20 protein-coding genes are annotated in these 21,625 nt (G+C 41.4%); 3 read left to right on the forward strand and 17 right to left on the reverse strand.

Going from position 1 to position 21,625, the window contains the following annotated elements; translation table 11 throughout:
* Positions 1 to 94: 94 nt before the first annotated feature.
* The 7 genes from H580_RS0111935 to H580_RS0111965 all read right to left on the reverse strand — a co-directional run bounded on the left by H580_RS0111935 (position 95) and on the right by H580_RS0111965 (position 6,537).
* Positions 95 to 1,756: a DUF6138 family protein gene (locus tag H580_RS0111935; protein ID WP_028594995.1), complete on the reverse strand. Its 1,662-nt coding sequence runs from the start codon at positions 1,754 to 1,756 to the stop codon at positions 95 to 97.
* Between the two features lie 100 nt (positions 1,757 to 1,856).
* On the reverse strand, positions 1,857 to 2,549 hold the full coding sequence (locus tag H580_RS0111940) for a DUF4274 domain-containing protein (RefSeq protein WP_028594996.1): 693 nt from the start codon (positions 2,547 to 2,549) through the stop codon (positions 1,857 to 1,859).
* 70 nt (positions 2,550 to 2,619) lie between these two features.
* The gene (locus H580_RS0111945) at positions 2,620 to 2,979 is read right to left on the reverse strand and encodes a hypothetical protein (RefSeq protein ID WP_028594997.1); all 360 of its coding nucleotides are present in this window, start codon (positions 2,977 to 2,979) and stop codon (positions 2,620 to 2,622) included.
* Between the two features lie 83 nt (positions 2,980 to 3,062).
* Positions 3,063 to 3,860 (reverse strand): hypothetical protein, encoded by a 798-nt coding sequence (locus H580_RS0111950; RefSeq protein ID WP_028594998.1) that lies wholly within the window; start codon positions 3,858 to 3,860, stop codon positions 3,063 to 3,065.
* A 403-nt stretch (positions 3,861 to 4,263) separates the two neighbouring features.
* Entirely contained in the window at positions 4,264 to 4,821 is a 558-nt protein-coding gene (locus H580_RS0111955; RefSeq protein ID WP_028594999.1) for a GNAT family N-acetyltransferase, read from the reverse strand.
* Between the two features lie 189 nt (positions 4,822 to 5,010).
* Positions 5,011 to 5,304, reverse strand: a complete 294-nt coding sequence (locus H580_RS25885) for a transporter (RefSeq protein ID WP_245583559.1) — start codon at positions 5,302 to 5,304, stop codon at positions 5,011 to 5,013.
* A gap of 327 nt (positions 5,305 to 5,631) precedes the next feature.
* Positions 5,632 to 6,537, reverse strand: coding sequence for a copper amine oxidase N-terminal domain-containing protein (locus H580_RS0111965; protein ID WP_028595000.1), 906 nt, complete (start codon positions 6,535 to 6,537; stop codon positions 5,632 to 5,634).
* A 254-nt stretch (positions 6,538 to 6,791) separates the two neighbouring features.
* Between H580_RS0111965 and H580_RS0111970 the strand changes: the two genes are divergently transcribed.
* Positions 6,792 to 7,352: an NAD(P)H oxidoreductase gene (locus H580_RS0111970; protein WP_028595001.1), complete on the forward strand. Its 561-nt coding sequence runs from the start codon at positions 6,792 to 6,794 to the stop codon at positions 7,350 to 7,352.
* Positions 7,353 to 7,539: 187 nt separating this feature from the next.
* Here the strand turns inward: H580_RS0111970 and H580_RS0111975 are convergent, their stop codons facing one another.
* The 7 genes from H580_RS0111975 to H580_RS0112005 form a co-directional block, all read right to left on the reverse strand.
* Positions 7,540 to 7,854 carry a hypothetical protein gene (locus H580_RS0111975; protein ID WP_028595002.1) on the reverse strand — a complete coding sequence of 105 codons (315 nt, stop codon included), beginning with the start codon at positions 7,852 to 7,854 and terminating at the stop codon, positions 7,540 to 7,542.
* A 106-nt stretch (positions 7,855 to 7,960) separates the two neighbouring features.
* On the reverse strand, positions 7,961 to 9,475 hold the full coding sequence (locus H580_RS0111980; protein ID WP_028595003.1) for an ABC transporter permease/substrate-binding protein: 1,515 nt from the start codon (positions 9,473 to 9,475) through the stop codon (positions 7,961 to 7,963).
* Complete coding sequence (locus H580_RS0111985; protein WP_028595004.1) at positions 9,472 to 10,443, reverse strand: ABC transporter ATP-binding protein; 972 nt, start codon at positions 10,441 to 10,443, stop codon at positions 9,472 to 9,474. The genes H580_RS0111980 and H580_RS0111985 overlap by 4 nt, the downstream gene beginning before the upstream one ends.
* Positions 10,444 to 10,640: 197 nt before the next feature.
* The gene (locus H580_RS0111990) at positions 10,641 to 12,530 is read right to left on the reverse strand and encodes an alkyl/aryl-sulfatase (protein ID WP_028595005.1); all 1,890 of its coding nucleotides are present in this window, start codon (positions 12,528 to 12,530) and stop codon (positions 10,641 to 10,643) included.
* A 273-nt stretch (positions 12,531 to 12,803) separates the two neighbouring features.
* Complete coding sequence (locus tag H580_RS0111995) at positions 12,804 to 14,645, reverse strand: M56 family metallopeptidase (protein WP_245583554.1); 1,842 nt, start codon at positions 14,643 to 14,645, stop codon at positions 12,804 to 12,806.
* The gene (locus H580_RS0112000; protein ID WP_028595007.1) at positions 14,642 to 15,052 is read right to left on the reverse strand and encodes a BlaI/MecI/CopY family transcriptional regulator; all 411 of its coding nucleotides are present in this window, start codon (positions 15,050 to 15,052) and stop codon (positions 14,642 to 14,644) included. The genes H580_RS0111995 and H580_RS0112000 overlap by 4 nt, the downstream gene beginning before the upstream one ends.
* A 160-nt stretch (positions 15,053 to 15,212) precedes the next feature.
* Positions 15,213 to 15,950, reverse strand: a complete 738-nt coding sequence (locus H580_RS0112005; RefSeq protein WP_028595008.1) for a hypothetical protein — start codon at positions 15,948 to 15,950, stop codon at positions 15,213 to 15,215.
* A gap of 555 nt (positions 15,951 to 16,505) precedes the next feature.
* Here H580_RS0112005 and H580_RS0112015 point away from each other — a divergent pair.
* Both H580_RS0112015 and H580_RS0112020 read left to right on the forward strand, forming a co-directional pair.
* Positions 16,506 to 17,060, forward strand: a complete 555-nt coding sequence (locus H580_RS0112015) for an SMI1/KNR4 family protein (protein ID WP_028595009.1) — start codon at positions 16,506 to 16,508, stop codon at positions 17,058 to 17,060.
* Between the two features lie 127 nt (positions 17,061 to 17,187).
* Positions 17,188 to 18,573 carry an SMI1/KNR4 family protein gene (locus H580_RS0112020; RefSeq protein WP_028595010.1) on the forward strand — a complete coding sequence of 462 codons (1,386 nt, stop codon included), beginning with the start codon at positions 17,188 to 17,190 and terminating at the stop codon, positions 18,571 to 18,573.
* Between the two features lie 237 nt (positions 18,574 to 18,810).
* Here H580_RS0112020 and H580_RS0112025 read toward each other — a convergent pair whose 3' ends face one another.
* The 3 genes from H580_RS0112025 to H580_RS0112035 form a co-directional block, all read right to left on the reverse strand.
* Positions 18,811 to 19,011, reverse strand: a complete 201-nt coding sequence (locus H580_RS0112025) for a hypothetical protein (RefSeq protein WP_028595011.1) — start codon at positions 19,009 to 19,011, stop codon at positions 18,811 to 18,813.
* A gap of 46 nt (positions 19,012 to 19,057) precedes the next feature.
* A complete protein-coding gene (locus H580_RS0112030; protein ID WP_028595012.1) occupies positions 19,058 to 20,350 on the reverse strand; it encodes a dicarboxylate/amino acid:cation symporter in 1,293 nt (430 codons plus the stop codon).
* A 180-nt stretch (positions 20,351 to 20,530) separates the two neighbouring features.
* On the reverse strand, positions 20,531 to 21,595 hold the full coding sequence (locus tag H580_RS0112035) for a DctP family TRAP transporter solute-binding subunit (protein WP_028595013.1): 1,065 nt from the start codon (positions 21,593 to 21,595) through the stop codon (positions 20,531 to 20,533).
* Between the last annotated feature and the right edge of the window lie 30 nt (positions 21,596 to 21,625).

A 21,625-nucleotide genomic window follows, 5' to 3' on the forward strand; every position in this document is an offset into this window, starting at 1 on the left:
GAAATAACACCTATTCCCTTCCATCTGTTGCAAGAAGATAGGTGTTATTTTTTCTTATCCATGCCCGATCAATGATTTTTAAAAGGATATACGTTTAAAGTTGTCCCAACAGCTCCTCCAAGCTTTCTTTTAGGGGCGAATCTGCTTTCTTGGCTGCTGCGCTCAGTTTCTTCACACTCCCGAAAATCCGGCACACAACCAGCTCGACTTCATAGACTTCTTTACCCTTTAGTGCCTCGACAAGTGCATCGGCAAGCTCAGGACGATCGATGATCAGATTTTTGACCTGTCTTCCTTCTTCATTGCCTCCTAGCAAAATGGAGACAATCACAGGCATATGCTCTGCCTTTACGCCATGAGCCTCAATAAATGCTTCTGCATAGCTATCCTGCACCATTTGATGCTCTGTATCCACCAGTTCCATATAACGGCATACTAATGGAAAATAAGCTTCGCTGTACAATCCGAGGCCAAATACGGCGTAAGTGCCCGGCATGACGGATTTTTCTCCCGGCTCCACATCGTTGTACCACGCGAACTCTTCCATCGCGGTATCCGCATATTCCGCAAGCTTAGGAAATAGGCTCGGATAGCTGAGCGCATTGGCAAAAAACTGATGCAGCTTGGACTTCGCCAGTTTTTTCAACGGTAGAAAATGTTTTTGACTACTTTTTAACTTTATATGGTAGCCTTTCGGGAAATCTTGTCGCAACAGTTGGATGATATAATCAAGTGCTTCCCTGTAAGCCGTCTCTTCTTCAGAGAGGATTCGGATGTCGATCGTCTGCATGACATCATTGTTTCGGGCCTCTATCTGTTCTCCTCGATAGGTACTCTCAAATTTTCCACTGCCTATTTTTAAATAGTCCGCTGCTTGTTTAGAACCTAGAATGACCGCCAACTCTAGATACTTCTTCCGAGTATCCGGCTCTGTAAAGCCAATCTGCAAGGCTGCATATAGAAAGAATTCCATTTCTTCTGCATCCACAGAAGGATGATCCCCCTGTTCCTTCGCGACCCAATGGGATCCGTAATCTTCAGAATGGTTAAAATGCTGCGGTAAAAAATGCTCCTCAGACCATTCGCTGAAGGCTCTTGTATATTGAGTAATCCAATCATGTTTACGTTCTTGATTCGTCGTAAGCTTGTCGGAGAGCCGACGAATCAGAGGCTCAATCTCTTCAACTTTCTGCTGCATCATATCTGGATTGACCAAATGATAGGCAAAAAAGAATATATCCTTTTCTTTGGGCAGCACGGGCGGATCGGACAAAATCTTCGTTTGGATAAATTGCTCCAAAGATTGTTGAAGTTGAATCCATTTAGGTTCATTCAGCAGCTTCTTTGTTAGCATGACCTTCGACTGCTCCCACTCGAATTCAAATACAACCTCAAACTTGTAATTAAAGAACCGAGGGCCCCATTCCTCTGAAAGAAATAATTGCTCCATACGTCCGCATAATGCAGGAAAAAACTGTTCCGTCAAAAGCTCATCGGTTAACTCCGTAATATAGGAGCCAGCTTCGATTTTATACGAGTCGTCGCCCCAAGAAAATGGTTCATAAACATCAATATGAATCTTCCCATTCGCCCATGCAAACTTACCCTTGCGCCACGCAACACGAACATAGTCCTTAATACCTGCTTGCAAGCTGCTTCGGTCTTTTAATTCATCAATCCTCTTTCTTTCTTTCGCATAGATTGACATAACTTCCTGCCATACATCGTCCAAAAAAGCTTCAACAGCCTGATTCAACGGTTTCTCCCCTTTCATAGGTGCAAAGCGCTGCCGTCCGTTTTATTGTTCTACATTGCTGTATGTGCTGCTTGCAGCGCGGTTCTCCCCGCAGTAAAGATTAGGACAATCTTGCATTTATCCTTAAGGCAAGCTCTTTCCAACGCAACCCCGCTACTGTTTCCTTGAGCTCCGAATCGTCCTTCTCCAACCAGTAATCACCTTCTAGCAGCTCGTACATGTCAAGCAGTGTAATCTCGGAAATGGCCGAGTTCTCGAAGGCTGACATCATTGGTTCTGGACCGTCATCCCAGTTATACCGATTCACAATCGCATGCAGCAGAACCGAGGAATGCAAGCGACCGATTTTTTCGCACACTTTTTTTAGAGACTCCTCATATAAAATCTCATCTACGATCTCTTGTTCCTGTGCCGTCAAAGTTAGGCGAATCGCCCCCTCCGTCTCAAGCAGCAAATCGGCCATTTTGGTATCGCTGCGTGCTGCATTCCAAGCCGTCGCTAAAATACCACGCGTCGAATTAAGCTCCGCACCTGCTTCGATTAATTTATGAATCGCATCGGTCTGCTTGAATTTAACTGCCTTTTTAAGTGCTGTATCTCCAAGCTTATCCTCTAAATCAAGCGCTGCCCCCTGTTCGATTAACAGTTCAATCGCTTGGATAGGCATTCGATTGGTTAAAAATAGCATGAGAGGCGTTCTTCCCCGCTCGTCCTGTTCATTCACATTTAGCTTGGTTAGAGCTTTGCTAATCTCTTCTAGGTCCCTCATCTTGCTGACTTCTTTCCAATCCACAAAAAGTCGACCTCCGTTATCAATCTAGTATTTCTTGAACAATTGTATATGTATTTGATCTGAACTACGTTCAGCTTGGAAATTTTCCTTGAAGATAGGACTTCCACAAGTCATAAATAAATGGAATATCGATCTTGTTATCAACTGCTTTGGAAATAAGACCAAAATCATCCGACGTATATCCTGCCAATTCTGGATTTTTCGTAATACGAAACGTTTGCTTAAACGCAAATTCCCTAATATCTCGAATCATCTCATGTTCATCGGGAACGAGATGATTTAATTTTTCATAACTCAAACGCCATACACTATCAAATTCAGCAGCATCTCTTGCGTCTAACTCTGCGTCCCAATCTACTTCTTTATCGAAAATACTTTCAAAGAAGCCGTCTGTGCGGATGATTGCGAAAATTTCATTTATGGTTGTCAATGGAACCCTCCTCTTGAGTTGTACTCGTCCCTCATTACTATTTTAGTTATGCGCTCTTACCGTTGCAGCTCCACATTCAGGAACTACAAATATTCCCCAAAGTAGTCTTTCAACCTATCCGCACAGTACCGATCCTCGCCTCTCCAGGTTGCCATTGAGACAAAGTCAGTTCCACGTCCACGCTCTTTACGGTAATCATTCTGGGACTGTAACAGACCAGCGTAGCCCCATATTTCCATCACGCGATCTCGTTCATGCTGGTTGCTAGGAAAAATTTCTTTCCAGCGCTTCTCCAACTGTCGGGCTGCATCCTTTTCCTCGCATGCCTCTACGGCTTCGATCATTTGCTTGAGAATATCAATATCTTCGCTTCTAACCTCAAACTCCGCTTCCTGACTAAGTAGATTCAAGTCCATCATACAATAGAGCAGCCAGTTCAAACGGACGCCGCCCCATTTGATTCGCTCAAAATTAAGTACATTCAGATCCTCATCATCATAATGTTCCTTCGCCATCAGTTTATTGTCATTGCAATCGCCACAAGCACAGTAGTTTATTTGTTCTGCCGCCCGTTCTGCGAAAGTATGTATCGGTAATTGATGTGTCAAGGCAAAGCTGGACAGGGCGCTTCGTAAATAAACCTTGCGCGTGGATAAACTGTGTAGAAAGGCACGAACTACTATTTCTTTTGTTATTTTTCGCTCGTGCAGTTCTCTTAATGCCAGCACGCATTCCTCATGTGATAGCGTTATTGGATCGAACATTAGTCCTTTACTTTTCGCATATTGAAAGTCTTCTTCCGTATAGGAGTAACCGCCTGACCTCCATCCGCCAGAGCTCCAGAACGTGTTAATCAATATTTTTTTTGCTTTAGCATCCATTGCAATTCGACTCCTACTATTGAAATGTATTGTCTATCTTTTATGATACACTTGCAAAGCTATACGGTGACAGAGACGAATTTCACAAAAAAGATGAACAATTGCACACTTTATCAAAAAAATGCTAGTTCATCTCCACGTTACAAATAATTTTAATAGCTGAATGAAATATATCGAATACAAAGAAACCCTGCACCATTAAGTAGGCAGGGTTTCTGTACGACTTATCCTTACCTTTCCAAGTAAGTTTTCGTTTTTATTCGTTGTATCTTTTTTCGCAGCGAAGTATTCATACTCTTTCTTTTTATCCCGGGGATTTCATGTGCAATTCACATTCGCACCACGAAATAAATATAGAGGACGTTTCCTATAAGGTATGCTAATCTTTGAACCTTTTAATCATCTATGCATCAGATCGTAGCTTCGAATACATAGTAAGGTCATTAAATACACCATTTATTTTTTCATACTGTCTTAATGTTCCCTCAAATGAGAAGTTTAACTTCCGTAAGACCTTTGCGGAGTTAACATTCTCCGGTTCTACTTTTGCTTCAATTCGATTAAGCTCTAGCGTTGAGAAGCCGTAATCTAGCAAAGATTGAATCGCCTCCGTGGCGTATCCTCTACCCCATGATGTTTTAGCAATGTCATAACCGATTTCTGCTTTGGCATGTTCAAAATCCAAGTAATTGAAGCCACAAGAACCTATAATTTCATTCGATACCTTATCAATAATTGAGTAACGAATGGCTTTGTTATCTTGAGAAAGTTCATCTAGAAGTTTAATTAGATCTTTCGCTTGACTTTCCTCAGTAAAACTACTAACATTCATAAATTCGGTGACATCTGGATCAGACCAAATTTTAAATAAGCTCGGTGAATCCGACACCTTCATTTTCCTCATGTGCAAGCGTTCAGTGTGTAGCTCCGTATTCCAAGTAATCAATATTTTTACCTCCATTTTATAGTTGAAATAGTTGGTTATAAAATATTGACCATCTGCGCATAGTTCAGTCCCTTCATACAAAAAGATAGTTCCATTATACAAGGGAATACAAACTTTATCTATCATATTTACCCAAAATGTGGTTTTTAAATATGTATCTAATACAAATGGCTGCCTGCAGATGTGGCAGCCATTTCGAATGTTTTAAAAACAAGTAAATGAAACAATTTGTCTCAAATCAACCCCAAAGAACATCCATCTTCCGCGGAAAAATCTAAATCCTGATACTGAAGTTCGCCCTACAAAGGTTGGAAAAAACCAGAAGCTATCCCCATTTCTCAACCAAACGTACGTATTGCGAAACAAACAGCGGGATATGGCTCCGGGATCAATAGCAAGAGGAGACATTTGAGGAATAAATGGTGGAGGTGGAGCTGCTGGTACCTGTTGACCGGGTCCTTGAGGTCCCTGTCCTGGACCTGGCGGTGGAGGCATCATCGGTCCAGATGGCCCTGGCAATGGTACAAATGCCAATAGATTTCACTCCTTTTACAAGTAGGCTAAAACAATGTATGTTGGAGTGAATGCATTGGATTGGACGAATACCTATAAGAAAGTTACGTAAATAATTGCTGGTTCTTTATTTACGTAGTGAATTCGATAACACAGTGATTGGGGCTACACGGGACACTTTAAAGACCTTGATGGGCATCTATGCGAAATTGTAACTTTCAAAGTTTTATATAAAACAATACGAAAAATACAAAAAAGTCGATCCCTTAGCTAGGAAATCGACTTTTTAAATTGTTTCACTTCATTACTCCTCTATTTTCGAGCATCCTTACGCTTCTCACCTTCAATTGCAACAATCACTTTACTTTTGTTTTCAGGTTGTGTTCTATCAATCCGCCCAAGCTTTGACTCTACACCAGCACTATCAATTTTTCCATACTCTGTCGTGTCAAGCATCAATTGATCGATAAAGTAAATAGAATTTCCAAACGCTGCAGGTTTCTTACCCCACTCTCGTTTCTTGGCGCCTGGAGTGTTGTACTTATCTTCTGCCCACTTTACTTCAGCAAATCCATGTTCACTGATTTCAATATATTCCCTCAGATCTCTATGCTCTTCAATGAAACGCAAAGCTTCACCTTCAGGGAAAACATAACGGCTGGTGAACCCTTCCCCTTCTCTCTTTAATGCGTCCTTCTCGTATATAACTGGTAACGAAATAGCAATCTGCCGTGCATCTGATAACTCCCCTTCCATTAGCGTCTTCATTTGCATGACGCGTGAAGGAGTTTGAACGACCGTACTTTTGCTCTGCTTATGGTAGAAGACGCTACCACCGAGCTGTTCTGACAGAAAACGAAGTGGTACATAGGTACGTCCATTGCGAATCGTTACGGGAACATCCAGCGTTTTTTTAGTTCCATTAACCAATGCTTCTTGCTGCCCAGCTGTAATCCGGATGTCAATTGTTTTCGCTTTATTCGTAATGCTTATCGTTTTCGTATGTTTATCGTAGGAATAGTTCGTCCAAGTCGGATCATTGAATGCCACCAATTGCACTAACGTGCGACCCTCCAATGTTAAGACATCACTTTGCCATATGCCATCTATGAACACTTGTGGAGAAGTATGTAAACTTGATGCTTGTACATTGGTTCCTCCTGAAATAGATCCCCATACAAGGGCTGCTGCCATCATGCCTAGAAGCTTTCTCTTCATAACGTACCTCCAGAGTTGATAAGATATTTTTTGTATATGTACTTATATATATAGACGAAATAACGATTAAAAAAGTTTCTGTGGACTGCGTCTAATCACTAGGGAACTTGAGAGTACCTATAGCACTTCAAAGTACGTACTTCACAACTGGTTGTATATTGTCCATAATTGCAGCTATATCCGGTCATTACCCAATATGCTGAGCTGTTATTCAAAAAATTACCGGAATTCTACAATAGGAAGGTTGTTGAACGATGAAAGCTCTTATTACCGTAACCCATCCTCGTACAAATTCTCTCACTCATGCTGTGATGAATCGCTTTGTAGAAGGTCTTAAGCAAAATAACCACCAGATAGATGTATTAGACTTGCATCGTGATGGGTTCAACCCCATTTATACGGCAGAAGATGAGAAGGACTGGATAAAGCCAGATAAGATCTACGCTCCAGAGGTTCGTAAGGAGATGGATCGGATTGCAGCTGCAGACACCCTTGTTTACGTATTTCCATTATGGCAGTACAGCGTGCCCTCCATGTTAAAAGCGTATCTGGATAAAATATGGAATATGGGGTTGTTTGGTAAGATAGGTGAGAAAAAAGTGCTGTGGATTTGTCTGACCGGCGGAGATAAAGAGCATATGTCCAAATACAACCGCGAGGAGATGTTAAAGCACTATCTTAATGTAGCTGTATCTGGCTATGCTCGTGTGAAAGAATCCAATGTCGAGCTTCTATACGACACCCTCTCCGAGTCAAAGGAACATATTGAAAGTTTGCTAGAACGTGCTTATGAACTTGGGCGAAACTATGCGTAATGAGAAATGCTAGCGAATATGCTTGAAACGGAAGCTTGTTAAAGTACGTATTCCTTACTTTTGAAGCTTACGCAGCTCGCATGTTGACTTGTCGTATTTTAACATGCGAGCTTATTCTATGCTTACAATGCGTGGTTACTATCCTATTTTATTTATAAATCAAGCGTATTATCTTCATATTCAACAGTTACTTATCCTTACGGCAGTTGACGATAGCATTCGCTTCATCATCCCAACGCCAAGGTACCGACTTCCCTAATACATGCACGCCGCCAAGCCACATATCGATACCATTTAATGCTATCCAGTCAACTTTACTTTCCAGCACTTGTCGCCCCAGTTCCGTAAGGGAGATACTGCAGTTATGAAAGGAAGGTGGCGTACCTTGGAAATGTGGAAAAGACTCCAATCCTTCGATATGCAGAAGTGGCTGAGTACCTTGCGAAAGCTTAGATAATGCATGCCAATATTGCAAATCCCCCATGCCAAGCTCATGCAGCATCCCTTTTCCCCCTCAAAAGGTTACTATTTTCGAAAATGTAAAAAATGACAGGAAAAGTGCCTGCAACGCGACCTGCGCAGACACTTTCGATCTTCTCATATACTAGTTAAGGCAGCAAATGGTGTGATTTCAAAAATTGTTTGGCCACCGAGGCTGCATCTTTTTTCTCCACATTTACGTTGTAACTCATGAGTCGCATTTCATCATCCGTAATTTTGCCGGAAAGCTTGTTCAATACGTTTTCCAGCTCGGGATATTTCGCTAACGTATCAGCTTTTAATAAGGGTGCTCCTTGATAAGGTGGAAAAAGATGTTTGTCGTCCTCTAATACAGTAAGGTTATATTGCTGGAGTTCACTATCAGTTGAATAGGCATCAATCACATGAATGTTTCCAGCATTCAAGGCTGTGTATCTTAGTGCTGGCTGCATAATGTTGATCTTGGCGAATTGAATGCCGTACAACTTCTGAATACCTAAATATCCATCTTCCCGTTCAGGAAATTCCGGTGTGAAACCAGCTTGAAGCAGATGTTCGACTGCTTTTAAGTCAGAAATCGTGCTAAGATTGTATTTCTCTGCCAGAGCTGAAGGAACAGCAAGCGCGTATGTATTATTGTAAGCCATTGGCTCCAGCATCCGTAAATTCAATTTGTTCTGCAACCCATTTCTCGCTTGCTCAAATACTTTCGTTTGGTCTGTGCTTGCAGGTTGCTCTTTCAAAAGATCAACAATAGCGGTCCCCGTAAATTCAGGATATAGATCGATACTGCCAGATGTAAGCGCGGTATATACAAAAGAGGTTCCGCCCATATTGGGCTTCAGCTCTACGTTAAGCGACGTATTTTCTTCTATAAGAAGTTTGTACATATTCATTAATAATTCCGGCTCTGCTCCCAGTTTCCCTCCTATAACTAAATCTTTTTGGGGTTGAAACCCAAGAGATACAAAAATCAATAGAAAGACGGCGACAACAGTAGAAACAACCGATACCATTGACTTCTTAAATGAAATTTTTTCGATTTTCCTTAATAAAAAATCAAAAAGCAAAGCCAATACAGCAGCAGGAATTGCACCAAGGACAATAAGGCTAGTATCGTTCCGATCAATTCCAACGATAATTAAATCCCCAAGCCCACCTGCTCCGATAAGAGAGGCTATCGTCGTCGTCCCTATAATCAATACCATCGCTGTACGTATACCCGCCATAATGACTGGCATCGCAAGAGGAAGTTCCACTTTAAGTAAGAGCCTGCGATTGTTCATACCAAGACCTCTGGCAGCTTCAATCAAACTGCGATCTACTTCTGTAATCCCTGTATATATATTTCTAAGAATGGGTAGCAGTGCATAAAGAACGAGCGCAATGATGGCTGGCACTGTTCCAATTCCAACTAGCGGGATAAGCAGGCCAAGTAGAGCTAAAGAAGGGATCGTCTGACATACTGCAGCTGCTCCAATCACGATCTCAGCAGCTTTTTTCTTTCGTGTCAAATATATTCCTAGAGGAACGGATATCAATAGCGCAAAAAATAACGAGACAAATGAGATAGTCATATGCTCGATTAATGCGCTCCATAAGTCTTCTTTTCGATCGAGAAAGGTCTGCCACAAAGTACTCATTTGACGTTACCTACTTTCATTTTCACATGAGCCGATAAATGCTGCAGCATCGCTTGGCGATCTAATATACCAACAATTGCTCCGTCTCTTACGACGGGTACCTGCTCCTGTTGGGATAACAGCTCTAGTGTGCGTTCCAATGTGCTATTTACATGTAGCATTTCCATTCCTTCATAATTCCCTGTAAAGGAGGTTGAATCGGATATCAGTGTTGTCAGGTCAAAATCTGTGATAGGTAATTTGGTATCTGTCCTACCAATAAAGCTGCTCACAAAGTCATTGGCTGGACGATGAACTAATTCATCAGGAGTTCCCACTTGCACCAATTCTCCGTCCTTCATGATCGCGATGCGGTCCCCCAGCTTTAATGCTTCCTTCATATCATGTGTTACAAATACGATTGTTTTCTTAATCGATTTTTGCAATGTGAGTATATCGTCCTGCAGCTTTTCTCTGCTAATCGGATCTAGTGCACTGAAAGGCTCATCCATAATGATGATGTCAGGATCTGCTGCAAGTGCTCGAATGACCCCCACTCTTTGCTGTTGCCCGCCAGACAGTTCTCTCGGTTTTCTATCTCTATAAATGTGGGGCTCCAAGCCTACCATCGTCAGTAATTCATCTACCCGCTCCGCCATTTTATTCTTCGTCCATTTTTTCATTTCAGGTACAATGGCGATATTCTCCGCAATAGTCATATGAGGAAATAACGCAATTTGCTGCAGCACATAGCCGATGTTCCAACGTAGTTCGTGGATATCATAGTCACTGATCTTTTTTCCGTGAATAAGAATCGTGCCTTCCGATAGATCGATAAGTCGATTTATCATTTTCAAAGTTGTTGTTTTCCCGCTGCCACTTGGGCCAATTAAGACAAAGAATTCACCTTTATGAATAGTCAAATGTAACGATTTTACGATAGGTGCACCTTGATCGAAGTGCTTGGATACATTTTGGAATTGGATCATGATTTAACTCCTTTATTGCTTTTATACGAGTCCACTACTTGCCGTATTCAATCTTGTCTTCCTTAGACATATTGGTTACTGTTGAAACATAGTACTCATCATATAGTAAAAAACCGCGATGATCGCGGCTTTTTTATTAGATATTCAGTTGGAGCTATACCTATGATGTGGTTATGTTATCCTAACTATTTTTTACACTAAGGAGTTACAATATTGGACATAATGTCGAACGTATCCAAAAGCTCTAAAAATTCATTCAGTTTCGCAGAATCACCCGATATAGCTAAGTGACCATCTGCCAGTGCTTGTTCTGGTGTAAGTTGACCCGTTCCTATTTTATAAAATGCCGCTTTGTCGATAGTTAGGGCAGCATCCGGTTGGTCTACTGCTGCTGCTTTGTATGTCAACACACTATTTTCCACATACAGTGTGTACGTCTCGGTTATATCTGTGAAGGTCACATGTATCGTGACGGTGATCCCCTCCGCCTTTGGCCCATTCAATTTAATCGCCAACAGCTTGAAGAAGTCATCTACTGGCACATCGTTTAACATCTTCGATGAATTTTTCGTTTCGGATTTGACGCCATGTCTGAGTTCGTGGGCACCAGACAGATATACATTGCGCCAAATCGCAGATTCTGCTTGGAATCCCAGTTGTTCAAAGGCATCAGCTAGCAATTGCTTCGCTTCTTCATGCTCTGGTTCGTACATAACGACATGCTTCAAAATTTGAGCAACCCACCGGTACTCTCCTTTTTCATAATCGACTCTAGCTTGTTCGATTACCTTTGACGCTCCACCTATATATTGAACATACTTTTGGGCAGACTCAACTTGAGGTAACGGATTCAAATCGGATGGATTGCCGCTGTAATACCCTAAGTAAAAATTGTATATCGCTTTCACATTGTGCTTAAGCGTCCCATAATAGCCTCGATTTCCCCAATACGTATTCAACGTAGAAGGAAGTTGAATCGCTTCTGCGATTTCATCCATCGTATATCCATGATTAGCTAGGCGAACGGTTTGATCATGCATAAATTTGTACATATCACGCTGCATTTTTAAATGGTATAGGGCATTTTCCTTCCCAAACGCAGGCCACGCATGTATCATAATCAACGCTTCAAGCTCAACATTTTCACAAAAATCAATCGTTGTATCCAGAGCATGCACCCATGCTAATGCATCTCGTGGCTTTGCACCTCGTAGTGTATAGATTTGATGCATCGTTCTATTGGCATTTTCGGATGCAAACATGACCTTATAATCATGAATATAAAAATGCATCTCCGAAGGAGCTTCTGTGTTTAGAGCCAATTGGAATTGAAACGTGATGCCATCAATTTCTGTTTTAAGGAAGTTTTCCTGGACTTCGGTTGTAGGTGCTTTAAAGCTTATCGTACCACTACCTACATCAAGGCCTATGCCAGCGTTTATTTGCCCTGTTGGACCAATCGGCAGCATCGCTCCAGCTTGATATTGTGCACGACGACTCATGATTGTACCTAATAGTACTTGCTCACTCATCGTTTCTTTGGTGAAGTTTTCTGGGGCAATAATCGGGATATTTGCGTTCTCCGCATAGTGCAGTATACCATGGATGCCACCATAATGATCAATATGGCTTTGGCTAATAATAATGGCGGATACCGGTTTTTTGGGTCTATGTTTATAATACAGCTGCATGACTGCTTTGGCCGATTCTATCGTTGATTGTGTATCACACACAATCACTCCTGTTTTACCTTCGATCAGAATCGTGTAGGCTAATCCTTGACCTCGTACTTGATAAACACCCTCAACGACTTCAAATAAGCCTGTAATCGTCTGCAATTGTCCATTTCTCCATAAGCTTGGATTCACTGTCTCAGGCGCAGGGTCTTGCTCTATAAATTTCATTTGTTCGATATCCCAAGCAATTTCACCTTCATCATTAAACACTTTCGTTTCTAATGGAGCGATGAACCCTTTTTTAGCCTCTTCATAATCTTGTTTATTTTCAAAGTTCAACTCGTTATAAAAATGTTCGTGTACTTTTTTTGTAAAAGAAGTAGCTGATCGAGATGCAGCTTCATTTGCCATTTACGAATACCTCCGTATGTTTACTCACTTGTATAGTTGTCAAAACATAATGCGTAATGTGAAAACGCCTGCTATATTCATTGCTATTGTCTCCGTTTTTTCAATGTTTATGTTAAGCACAACAGCCGTATATAGACAGTCGCTTTCCAAACAAAGAAAAAGCCCATGAAATCCTAGTATCTCACTGGACCGCATGGGCTAACCGCTTCAATAACTTAGAGTAATTCGCGCTGGGCTAACTCGTATATTAGCTGCGCACGATTACACCTTATTTTATTTTTTAACCGCTTCTTTTAACAGTTCAATCTTGTCTTTTTTAGACATATCAAATGTAGCTGAAACGCTGTACTCATGCTTATCATCATGCCAGAACATATACTTTGGATAAATATCGGCTGGCAAATCATCCTCAAAGAAACCTTTTTTCTTCCCAGCATCTACGCCCATTGTATACTTAGAAATCGCAATCGTGTCTTTACCGTTCGTATATTCCAGACGAATAGTTGCCGCTTCTGTCCAATCTATCTTTTTTACGTAAATAGGTTTACCGCTCTTCTTCCCTTCGGCTCGTACTTCTTCAACGAATTTTCCTTCTGTTGGCCCTTCGATTCTAGCTTTTGAGAATGTAAATCCCTCTGGCAAGTTGGACGGCTGCTGTAAAATGGACCCTTCTAGCGTCGAGGCTTTTTTCTTGTAGTCCTCGTAGCTGCTGTAATGATCGATTCCACCCCAATAGCTTAGATCCAGTCCACTATTGATGTCTTTGTATTTATGATACAAAACAAACATGTCGCCTGTTTGTTCATGTAGTTGTTTCACTCTATTTTTCTCGTCTTCAATAAACTTTAAATGCTCCGCAGGTATGGATTTGGCTGCTTCAGCGGATTTTCGGTTAGCTTCGTCTATTGCTTTCTTATAGCTCGCACGTTCTTGCGCAGAATCTACTCCCTCAGGGTAAACAATCGCTGGTTGTGGTGTATGGCCTGTATGGCTTTCTTTAGCATTAACCAATGATACGCTGCCAAGCGCAAGAAGCATCGTTAATCCTAGAATAGATAATTTATATGATTTTTTATGAAAATGTTTAATCATGATAAGTCTCCTTTTCATTTGTTTATGAGTGGCAGACAAAGCAGCAACCCCTGGCTGCTGATGATGCCCAGTAAAATGCTCCAGCACGTGGAGAATCGTTAGCCCGTAGGCATGGTTTTGCTGCGGACTCAATCGATCCAGTGCACATGCATCACACGCAAGCTCTTGATGCTGCCTTGCTTTGTGAACAGCAAGCCATAGGAGCGGATTGAACCAATGGAGAATCAGTAGGAAGTGCATCATCCAATTGACAGCCACATCCCAGCGCTTAATATGTGCAAATTCATGCACGAGAATATAGCGCAGCTGATCCCTTTGTAGTGTTACAAGCAATCTGGGTGATATAACGATCGCAGGGTTTCGTAAGCCAACCACTGCTGGTCCGGGAATTTGCTCTGAGGCGACGAAGCGAACGTTTCGTTGTACATTCAATAACTGCTTCGTCTCCTGAAATAATGACGATAAATAAGGAGTGTCAATGGCTCGGCCTGCACGAAGCGCTTGTTTTAAGCGAAATTGATCAACTACGGTCTTTATAGTTAGTATCATAACGCCTGCAAACCATATCACCATCAGCATATTTATGAATCCGAATTGCTTGACAATGCTCCACCATGAAGCATCTTCTTGCCCCATCCCAGATAAAAGATTCTCATTTGTTCCATCCGTTATTTCGATATTGGAAAGCCCTTGAGCATAAACGCCATCTTCCAAGATCCCTCGCGTGTCCTTCCGCCAATGATGCCAACTCGCTGAATCTTGAACTCGCTCATGCACACTAGGCGCAATACTTTCCAGTGCGAACATATTGTATACACTTAGCGATGATTCTGGTGCCCATGGGAGCAGCAGACGGATGACGACAGGCATCCACAGTAAATAGTGCCATCTCGCTTCCAGTTTGTTTTTCATTATAAATTGCAAAACGAGTACAAATATAACTAATATGCTTGCCATGAAGGATGCCTGAATGACCCACTCGAAAATGGACAATAAACTTGCATATAAGGAAGAACCCATCATCTATCTCTCTTTTCTTGTTGTTTGTCGCTGCCATTATCGTCAAATAAAGCTTTCAATGCCTCAATCTCCTGGGTATTCAATTTTTCATCTTCTAAAAAGTGGGCCAGCATCGGCCTCCATGATCCGCCATACAGCTTTTTAACAAAAGATTTAGTTTCAGCTCGCAAATATTCCTGCTCGCTAATGAGCGGATAAAATAGCTGAAAACGCTTTGCACTATTATCTAGCTTCACCCCAACTGCTTCTTTCTGCACCAAACGGTTCAAGAGCGTTCGAGTTGTATTCGGACTCCATTGCATTCGATCCGCCATTATTTTTACGATTTCGCTAGACAGACGATTTGGATTTGTCCATAAAATACGCATAACTTCTAGTTCTGCATCGGTAATGGATGGTATGTGCTGCATTTGTGAAACCTCCACGGTCCATTTTCTCAGATTACGTGTAGACAATTTTCAGACTACGTATGTAGTTATATATTAGATACTACATTTGTAGTTTAGTAATGTCAACCTATTTAGTCGAGAAAAGTTGCCATATATTTGGTACCATGCAGCATCTTTATAACTATTTTTTCTTGATTGCTTTTTTCAAAATTTCGATCTTTTTCTTTTTTGACATATCAAATGTTGTGGATATACTGTAGCCATACGTATTATCCTGCCAGTACACATATTTAGGATAAATATGTTTCGGGAGCTCATCTTCGTAATATCCTTTTTTCTTCGTGGAATTTTTGTCTAATATAAACTTAGAAAGAGCAATAGTATCTTTGCCATTCGTATATTTCAGACGAATACTTGCGGCTTCTTTCCAATCTATCTTCTTTGTATAGAGCGGTTTTCCACTTTTCTTGCCTTCGGCTCTCGCTTCAGCAACGAACTTCCCTTCCGTCGGGCCTTCGATTGATGCTTCTGAAAACGTATAGCCCTTTGGTAAATTGGAAGGCTGCTGCAAGATTGAGCCTTTCAGCGTAGAGGCTTTTTTCATATAGTCCTCATACGTTTTGTAGGAATGCATCCCTCCCCAGAAGCTTAGATCAAGTCCGCTATTCAATACTTTGTATTTATGATACAGAATAAACATATCACCGGACTTCTCGCTTAACTCCTTTACTCTTTTCAATTCATTTTCAATAAACTTTTTGTCTTCTTCCGGAATAGCTTGGGTTGATTTGTCTTCTTTTTTAGCAGGCTTTTGCTGCGCAGCCTTATTCGCTGCTACCCCTGCTGTAAAGTGCAAGGTGGAGCCGAACAATAAGACTCCGCTTAGTACTGCAACTGCTGCTTTTGATGCTGTGTTCATAGTTGTGTTTCTCCTTTCTACCTCATTCTGATTTTTAAACTACAATTGTAGTTACAAGCTAATACTACATCTGTAGTTTGGTGATGTCAACCTATTTCCATAGAAAAGACCCTTTTATTTTTGTATCAGTAATTACATATAAGACGCTGAATTACAAAAAACTCCCCCTACTTATGTAGAAGGAGTAAATATACTTGTATCGTTTTTATATTCCAGTATTTATAACTCCATAATGAATAAGATCCTCATACTTACCTTCTTTATAAACATGCTGTACAAGCCTGCCTTCTTCCAGCATGGGTTCTGTGCTCTTCATTGTACATAGTCCTGCCTCCTCCATATACTTACCCAGCTTAATCCCATTTTATTAAGTGCCCTACATATGAGGATTCTTGATATAGTATAATAGTGGGATTTTATCGTCAATCGATTTACGTTAAAATAATATACAATTCTATTCATATGTTCGTTTACAGCACTACTCTGAATACAGTTTTACCTATTGCAGTTAGTCGATAAAAATTCCAAATATATCCTGCTAGGAGGAGCTGCGACATGGTATGGCAAGCTATTTTCGAAAGGTGTTACCACAAGTGTCCCGAATTGTCAGAACAACAATTAGAACGCTTTATACATACTTGGAATCAACCTCTATCCGAGCACGAAATTCAGGAAATCATAGAAAGACAGCGCAACCCTTTTCCAGTAACAGATCCCCTACATAAACGGTACCAACCCTTCCATCCTACAAAATGGAACATTCCGAACAAACGATTACCAACTGCTTACATAGAGTTGCTTCGTTATTCCAATGGCGGTGAGTTCAGCAATGGGGAAAGGCATTTTCAATTTTTTAGCGCTGATGAGTTGAGGTCCATGATGCTTGCCTATGAATTTCCCGAGTATATGCCTGGAGCTGTACCATTTGCCATGGATGGATGCGGCCATCATTATGCATGGGACATGAGAACAGACAAGCATCAAGATGAATATCCTATTCTCGTAACTCACTCAGGAAATTTAGGTTATGAGGATGCTGTGCCTATTGCTGAGACATTTATGGAACTGTGCAAAGGGACTATTTCAGCTGAACATATACGATATGGCTAAAAACAAAACTCGTACGGCATGCCTATTAAGTTTAGTATCTCTTGCATGATTTACTCTAATAGATGTATTGCATGATTATCCGGTTTATATCGTGAACTTTTTAACCATTACAATGTTGGAGGATACAATGGATCAATCCCTTATTGAACAATTCAATCAATGGCATGAAGAAGACAAACATCAGTATATCGTGGATACATTGTTGTCCATTCCCGAGAATGAATGGGATTATGAGGCTTTTAGTCGAATAGGAAGAGCCTATAACAATTTGGGCCTTTATGAAGAGGCACTCCAACAATTCGATAAAATTGCTGAAGAAGGACAACAAGATTCACTGTGGCATTATCGGGTTGGCTTTGCCCTATTTCATCTAAGAAGATTTGAAGACGCGGTTCAGGCTCTGCGTTCCGCTGATGAACTTGAAGCTGGTGATCCGAACATCGAATATTTGTTAACATTAAGTGTGCAAAAGGCTAAAAAACAGCAGCGAGAAGAGCTTCGGATTGCCGCGAAGCGAAAACATGCTATTGAATCGCACGGGTCAACAGCAGATAATATTCCTTTTGCGAATATTTCCTTAGATGATTTTTGGGAGGATAGTGAATATGCGAAACAATCTTATCTCTCTGATCCTCCGTCTGTTGAGATGATCCATTCAATCGAAGATGAGTTAGGATACAAGCTCCCCTCCTCTTACATCACACTGATGAAGCAGCAGAATGGAGGAATTCCTAAGAACACCTGCTTCCCAACAGAGGAAGCAACTTCTTGGGCTGAGGATCATATTGCCATTACAGGCATTATGGGCATTGGCCGAGAGAAAAGTTATTCCCTTTGCGGAGAGCTCGGCAGTCCGTTTATGATCGAAGAATGGGGCTATCCCGACATCGGCATCGTTATTTGTGACTGCCCTTCAGCAGGACATGACGTAGTCATGTTAGACTACCGAGCATGCGGGCGAGACGGCGAGCCTGAGGTCGTTCATGTTGATCAGGAAAATGATTATGAAATTACATTTTTAGCTGATAATTTTGAAGCCTTTATTTGTGGACTTGTAAGTGAAGAGGAATATGATACTTCCGAGGAGGACAAGACAGAGGCACTTTACAAAGTAGCCCACGGGAAGTTCTCACCCTTGCTGGAGGAGCTATGTTCACAAGTATCAGAGGTTGACCAAATTGAAATGAAAATTCGTGCGATTTGTACAAAAGTTGTTGAAGAAAAAGGACATTTTTCCTTTCATGCAGATGAATTATCGTATTTGATGTATGATGTACAGTTTTGGTTATATACAAAGTCATATCCAAATACGAATCGCGAGCAATATCTGAAAATGTATGACCAAATGATTGCCTTCGGCGGTGAATTTGGGCAAGGTGGCTATGCGCCAGGATGGATTACCGATTGGCTAGAACGGCGCATGAAGGAAGGTCAAATTATACAGGAAAATGAACGCTTACGGTTCACCGAGCCATTCACTAAGGAATTGATGAATACCCTACTGGTTATTTAAAGTTATTTAAAGTTACTGAAAAAACAGCTATTATAAGGGATTGAATTCCACGCGCCTACAAAGAAGGTCGGTATGAAGTATATCCGATTTAGATGAACATTTCCGTAGGATACGATGGTGAACGCTACTCCTATAAGCTTCTAGCTTAGCCGAGTGACAAATGTGCAAATGTGCAGTTATTTACTCCGAAAATATCCTTTTTCGGAGTAATATTGACAAAAATGCAGTTATTTCGGTTTAGTTATCGATATCAATTGCATAATCAAGAAAAATAAATGCACGTTTGTCCAAATCCATCGAAAATGGATAATCTCTCGTTATAGTAACTGCACTTTTGTCCAAAGCATCGATAAGTGTACTATTGCATCGAAAGAATGCGAGTACAATTAGGAAGTAGTACGTCTGTTTCACACTACCTTTATAGGAACCAGCATGCATAAAGCCCCCATCCACTGTAACGTGGTATGGGGGCTTTATGTATTTCCTACTTTGCTTCTGTTACTGGCGTATTGGCAATAACTGCACGATTTTTAAAGTCACTATCAGCTGCATACTCTGCAGGTGGATGGAATTCTTTCTCCATTTTGGCCACGACAACCGTAGCGACGCCGTTTCCGATCAAGTTTGTAATTGAACGTGCCTCAGACATAAAGCGATCTACGCCAATCAAGATAGCTAGACCGGCAATTGGGATCGTCGGGAACGCTGCCAGCGTTGCGGCAAGTGTAATAAAGCCTGAACCAGTTACCCCTGCAGCACCTTTAGACGTGAGCATCAAAATTCCGAGCAATACAAGCTGCTCCCATACGCTAAGATCAACACCGTAAGCTTGTGCTATAAAAATAGCAGCCATAGATAAGTAAATGGATGTTCCATCCAAGTTAAAGGAGTAACCCGTTGGAATAACTAAACCAACAACGGACTTCGAACAACCATACTTCTCCAGCTTATCCATCATGCGCGGCAGTGCCGATTCCGAAGAAGATGTACCAAGTACGAGCAATACTTCATCTTTAATGTAGCGAATAAATTTGAATAGACGGAAGCCATACAATCTTGCGATACCACCCAAAATAAATACTACAAACAAGAACATCGTAATGTACACGCAAGTCATCAACAAACCTAGTTTTGTTAAGGAGCCTATACCGAACTTGCCAATCGTGTACGCCATTGCACCAAATGCTGCAATGGGAGACACTTTCATAATCATATTGACGACATTGAAAAATGCGTGTGACAGCCGATCAAATAAGTCGATGACTGGCTTTGCTTTCTCGCCCATAGCTGTTAACGCCAAGCCGAACAATACCGCAAAGAACAAGATCGGCAGCAAGTCGCCACTTGCCAACGCTGCAACTACATTTTCAGGCACGATAGAAACGACGAATTCCATCATGGTCTGATTGCCTTCCTCTGCCTTTTGTACATATGTACTTACGTCGCCTTGCACAGCAGCTGTGTCAAACCCTTCACCTGGTTTGATGACGTTGACTACGATAAGTCCGATCGCCAACGCAATGGTTGTAACGATTTCAAAATATAGCAGTGCTTTACCGCCGATGCGGCCAACTTTTTTCATATCCCCCATACTGGCAATACCATTCACAACGGTGAACAAAACGATTGGTGCGATAACCATTTTAATCAACTTAATAAAGACATCTCCGAGCACTTTGAGCTTCTCACCAAAGGCTGGAAAGAAATGACCGACCAAAATCCCAATAATTATGGCGATTACTACTTGGACCGTCAAATTTTTAAAATTGATTCTCAAGAGGAACACCCTTTCTTGTCAAGTTCTACAATGTGAAGAAAATGTGAATTTGTGTCCTCATTGTAAAAAAGAAAGCGGTTCCAATCAATAATGTGGTCATATTGGTCTTTTTGGTCTTGCTGTTGTGCATCTATATCGTTAATTATGAACGTTGATTAAGAAATTAAAGTTTCCACGCCATTATGGACTGTGTGTATCATATTTATGTCGAAGTGACTTAATTTGGGCCAGTAAAGGAGCTCCAACCTCTTGCTCCACCTGCTCGTAAATGGGGGCTAACTTCTTTAACCACTCTTCTCTTTCCTCAATAGTCAGCTGATGAATATCCATCAGACCGCTCTTTTTAATGTGCATAAGCTGCTGGTCATTTAACTGCTGAGCAAGCACCCGATTCCATTCGGTCGTCTCTGCTAATATCAATTCTAGTTCTCGTCGAATATCTGCAGGAAGCCCCTCCCAGAACGAGCGATTGACGATAACCGCATATCCTAAATAGCCATGATTGCTGATCGTCATATACCGCTGTACTTGATAGAGACGTTTACTATATATGTTCGAAATCGTATTTTCCTGTCCATCGACATCACCTCGTACTACGCTGTGGTACACCTCCGTGAAGGGCATCATGGACGTTTGCGCGCCAAATGCATGAAACTGCTGCTCCAACACTTCGCTCGGCAATATGCGGAACGTCTGACCCGCGAAATCTGCAGGATGAATTAATGGCCGCTGGGCACTTGTTACCTGCTTGAATCCATTGTTCCAAAAGGAAATGCCTTTCATATTTGCATTGGTCAGTTCACCAAGCAACTGCTTGCCAATCTCTCCTTGTAACGCTTCATCTACCGCTTGTTGATTAGGAAAAGCAAAAGGCAGATCAAAAGCTTTCCAACTTGGAAATGCATTGGTTAGATTCGAAAAAGACGGCGCAATCATTTGAATGTCCCCTCGACTAAGAGCGTCTAGCTCATGCTTGTCTGAATATAAGATTCCATTCGGGTATACTTGCACTTCAACCCGATCACTCAATCGCTCGCGAACGAGCTTGGCAAATCGTTCTGCGGCCAACCCTTTGGGCGTGTTTTCAGCAACAACATGATTAAACTTAATGACAATGCGATCTTTGAGCCCCGCTTGTTCTGCATCATAAGGCAATGGTTTGGACGTATGGAGTGGAAAACCGATTAATATAGCAGCAATGAGACCAACAAGTACAAATAACCCAATAGTAACGAAAGATCTCATTTTTTCTCCCCTTCCCTGTTGATTATTTCC

The sequence above is a fragment of the Paenibacillus assamensis DSM 18201 genome (assembly GCF_000422445.1).
GTDB classification, from domain to species: domain Bacteria; phylum Bacillota; class Bacilli; order Paenibacillales; family Paenibacillaceae; genus Paenibacillus_B; species Paenibacillus_B assamensis.

Coding starts and splice junctions, on each gene's coding strand:
- H580_RS0112035 (WP_028595013.1), bottom strand. CDS start 21,595: ATGAGATCTTTCGTTACTATTGGGTTATTTGTACTTGTTGGTCTCATT.
- H580_RS0111985 (WP_028595004.1), bottom strand. CDS start 10,443: ATGATCCAATTCCAAAATGTATCCAAGCACTTCGATCAAGGTGCACCT.
- H580_RS0112000 (WP_028595007.1), bottom strand. CDS start 15,052: ATGCAGCACATACCATCCATTACCGATGCAGAACTAGAAGTTATGCGT.
- H580_RS0111990 (WP_028595005.1), bottom strand. CDS start 12,530: ATGGCAAATGAAGCTGCATCTCGATCAGCTACTTCTTTTACAAAAAAA.
- H580_RS0111950 (WP_028594998.1), bottom strand. CDS start 3,860: ATGGATGCTAAAGCAAAAAAAATATTGATTAACACGTTCTGGAGCTCT.
- H580_RS0111955 (WP_028594999.1), bottom strand. CDS start 4,821: ATGGAGGTAAAAATATTGATTACTTGGAATACGGAGCTACACACTGAA.
- H580_RS0111965 (WP_028595000.1), bottom strand. CDS start 6,537: ATGAAGAGAAAGCTTCTAGGCATGATGGCAGCAGCCCTTGTATGGGGA.
- H580_RS0112020 (WP_028595010.1), top strand. CDS start 17,188: ATGGATCAATCCCTTATTGAACAATTCAATCAATGGCATGAAGAAGAC.
- H580_RS25885 (WP_245583559.1), bottom strand. CDS start 5,304: ATGATGCCTCCACCGCCAGGTCCAGGACAGGGACCTCAAGGACCCGGT.
- H580_RS0111995 (WP_245583554.1), bottom strand. CDS start 14,645: ATGATGGGTTCTTCCTTATATGCAAGTTTATTGTCCATTTTCGAGTGG.
- H580_RS0111970 (WP_028595001.1), top strand. CDS start 6,792: ATGAAAGCTCTTATTACCGTAACCCATCCTCGTACAAATTCTCTCACT.
- H580_RS0111975 (WP_028595002.1), bottom strand. CDS start 7,854: ATGCTGCATGAGCTTGGCATGGGGGATTTGCAATATTGGCATGCATTA.
- H580_RS0112005 (WP_028595008.1), bottom strand. CDS start 15,950: ATGAACACAGCATCAAAAGCAGCAGTTGCAGTACTAAGCGGAGTCTTA.
- H580_RS0111980 (WP_028595003.1), bottom strand. CDS start 9,475: ATGAGTACTTTGTGGCAGACCTTTCTCGATCGAAAAGAAGACTTATGG.
- H580_RS0112015 (WP_028595009.1), top strand. CDS start 16,506: ATGGTATGGCAAGCTATTTTCGAAAGGTGTTACCACAAGTGTCCCGAA.
- H580_RS0112025 (WP_028595011.1), bottom strand. CDS start 19,011: ATGCATGCTGGTTCCTATAAAGGTAGTGTGAAACAGACGTACTACTTC.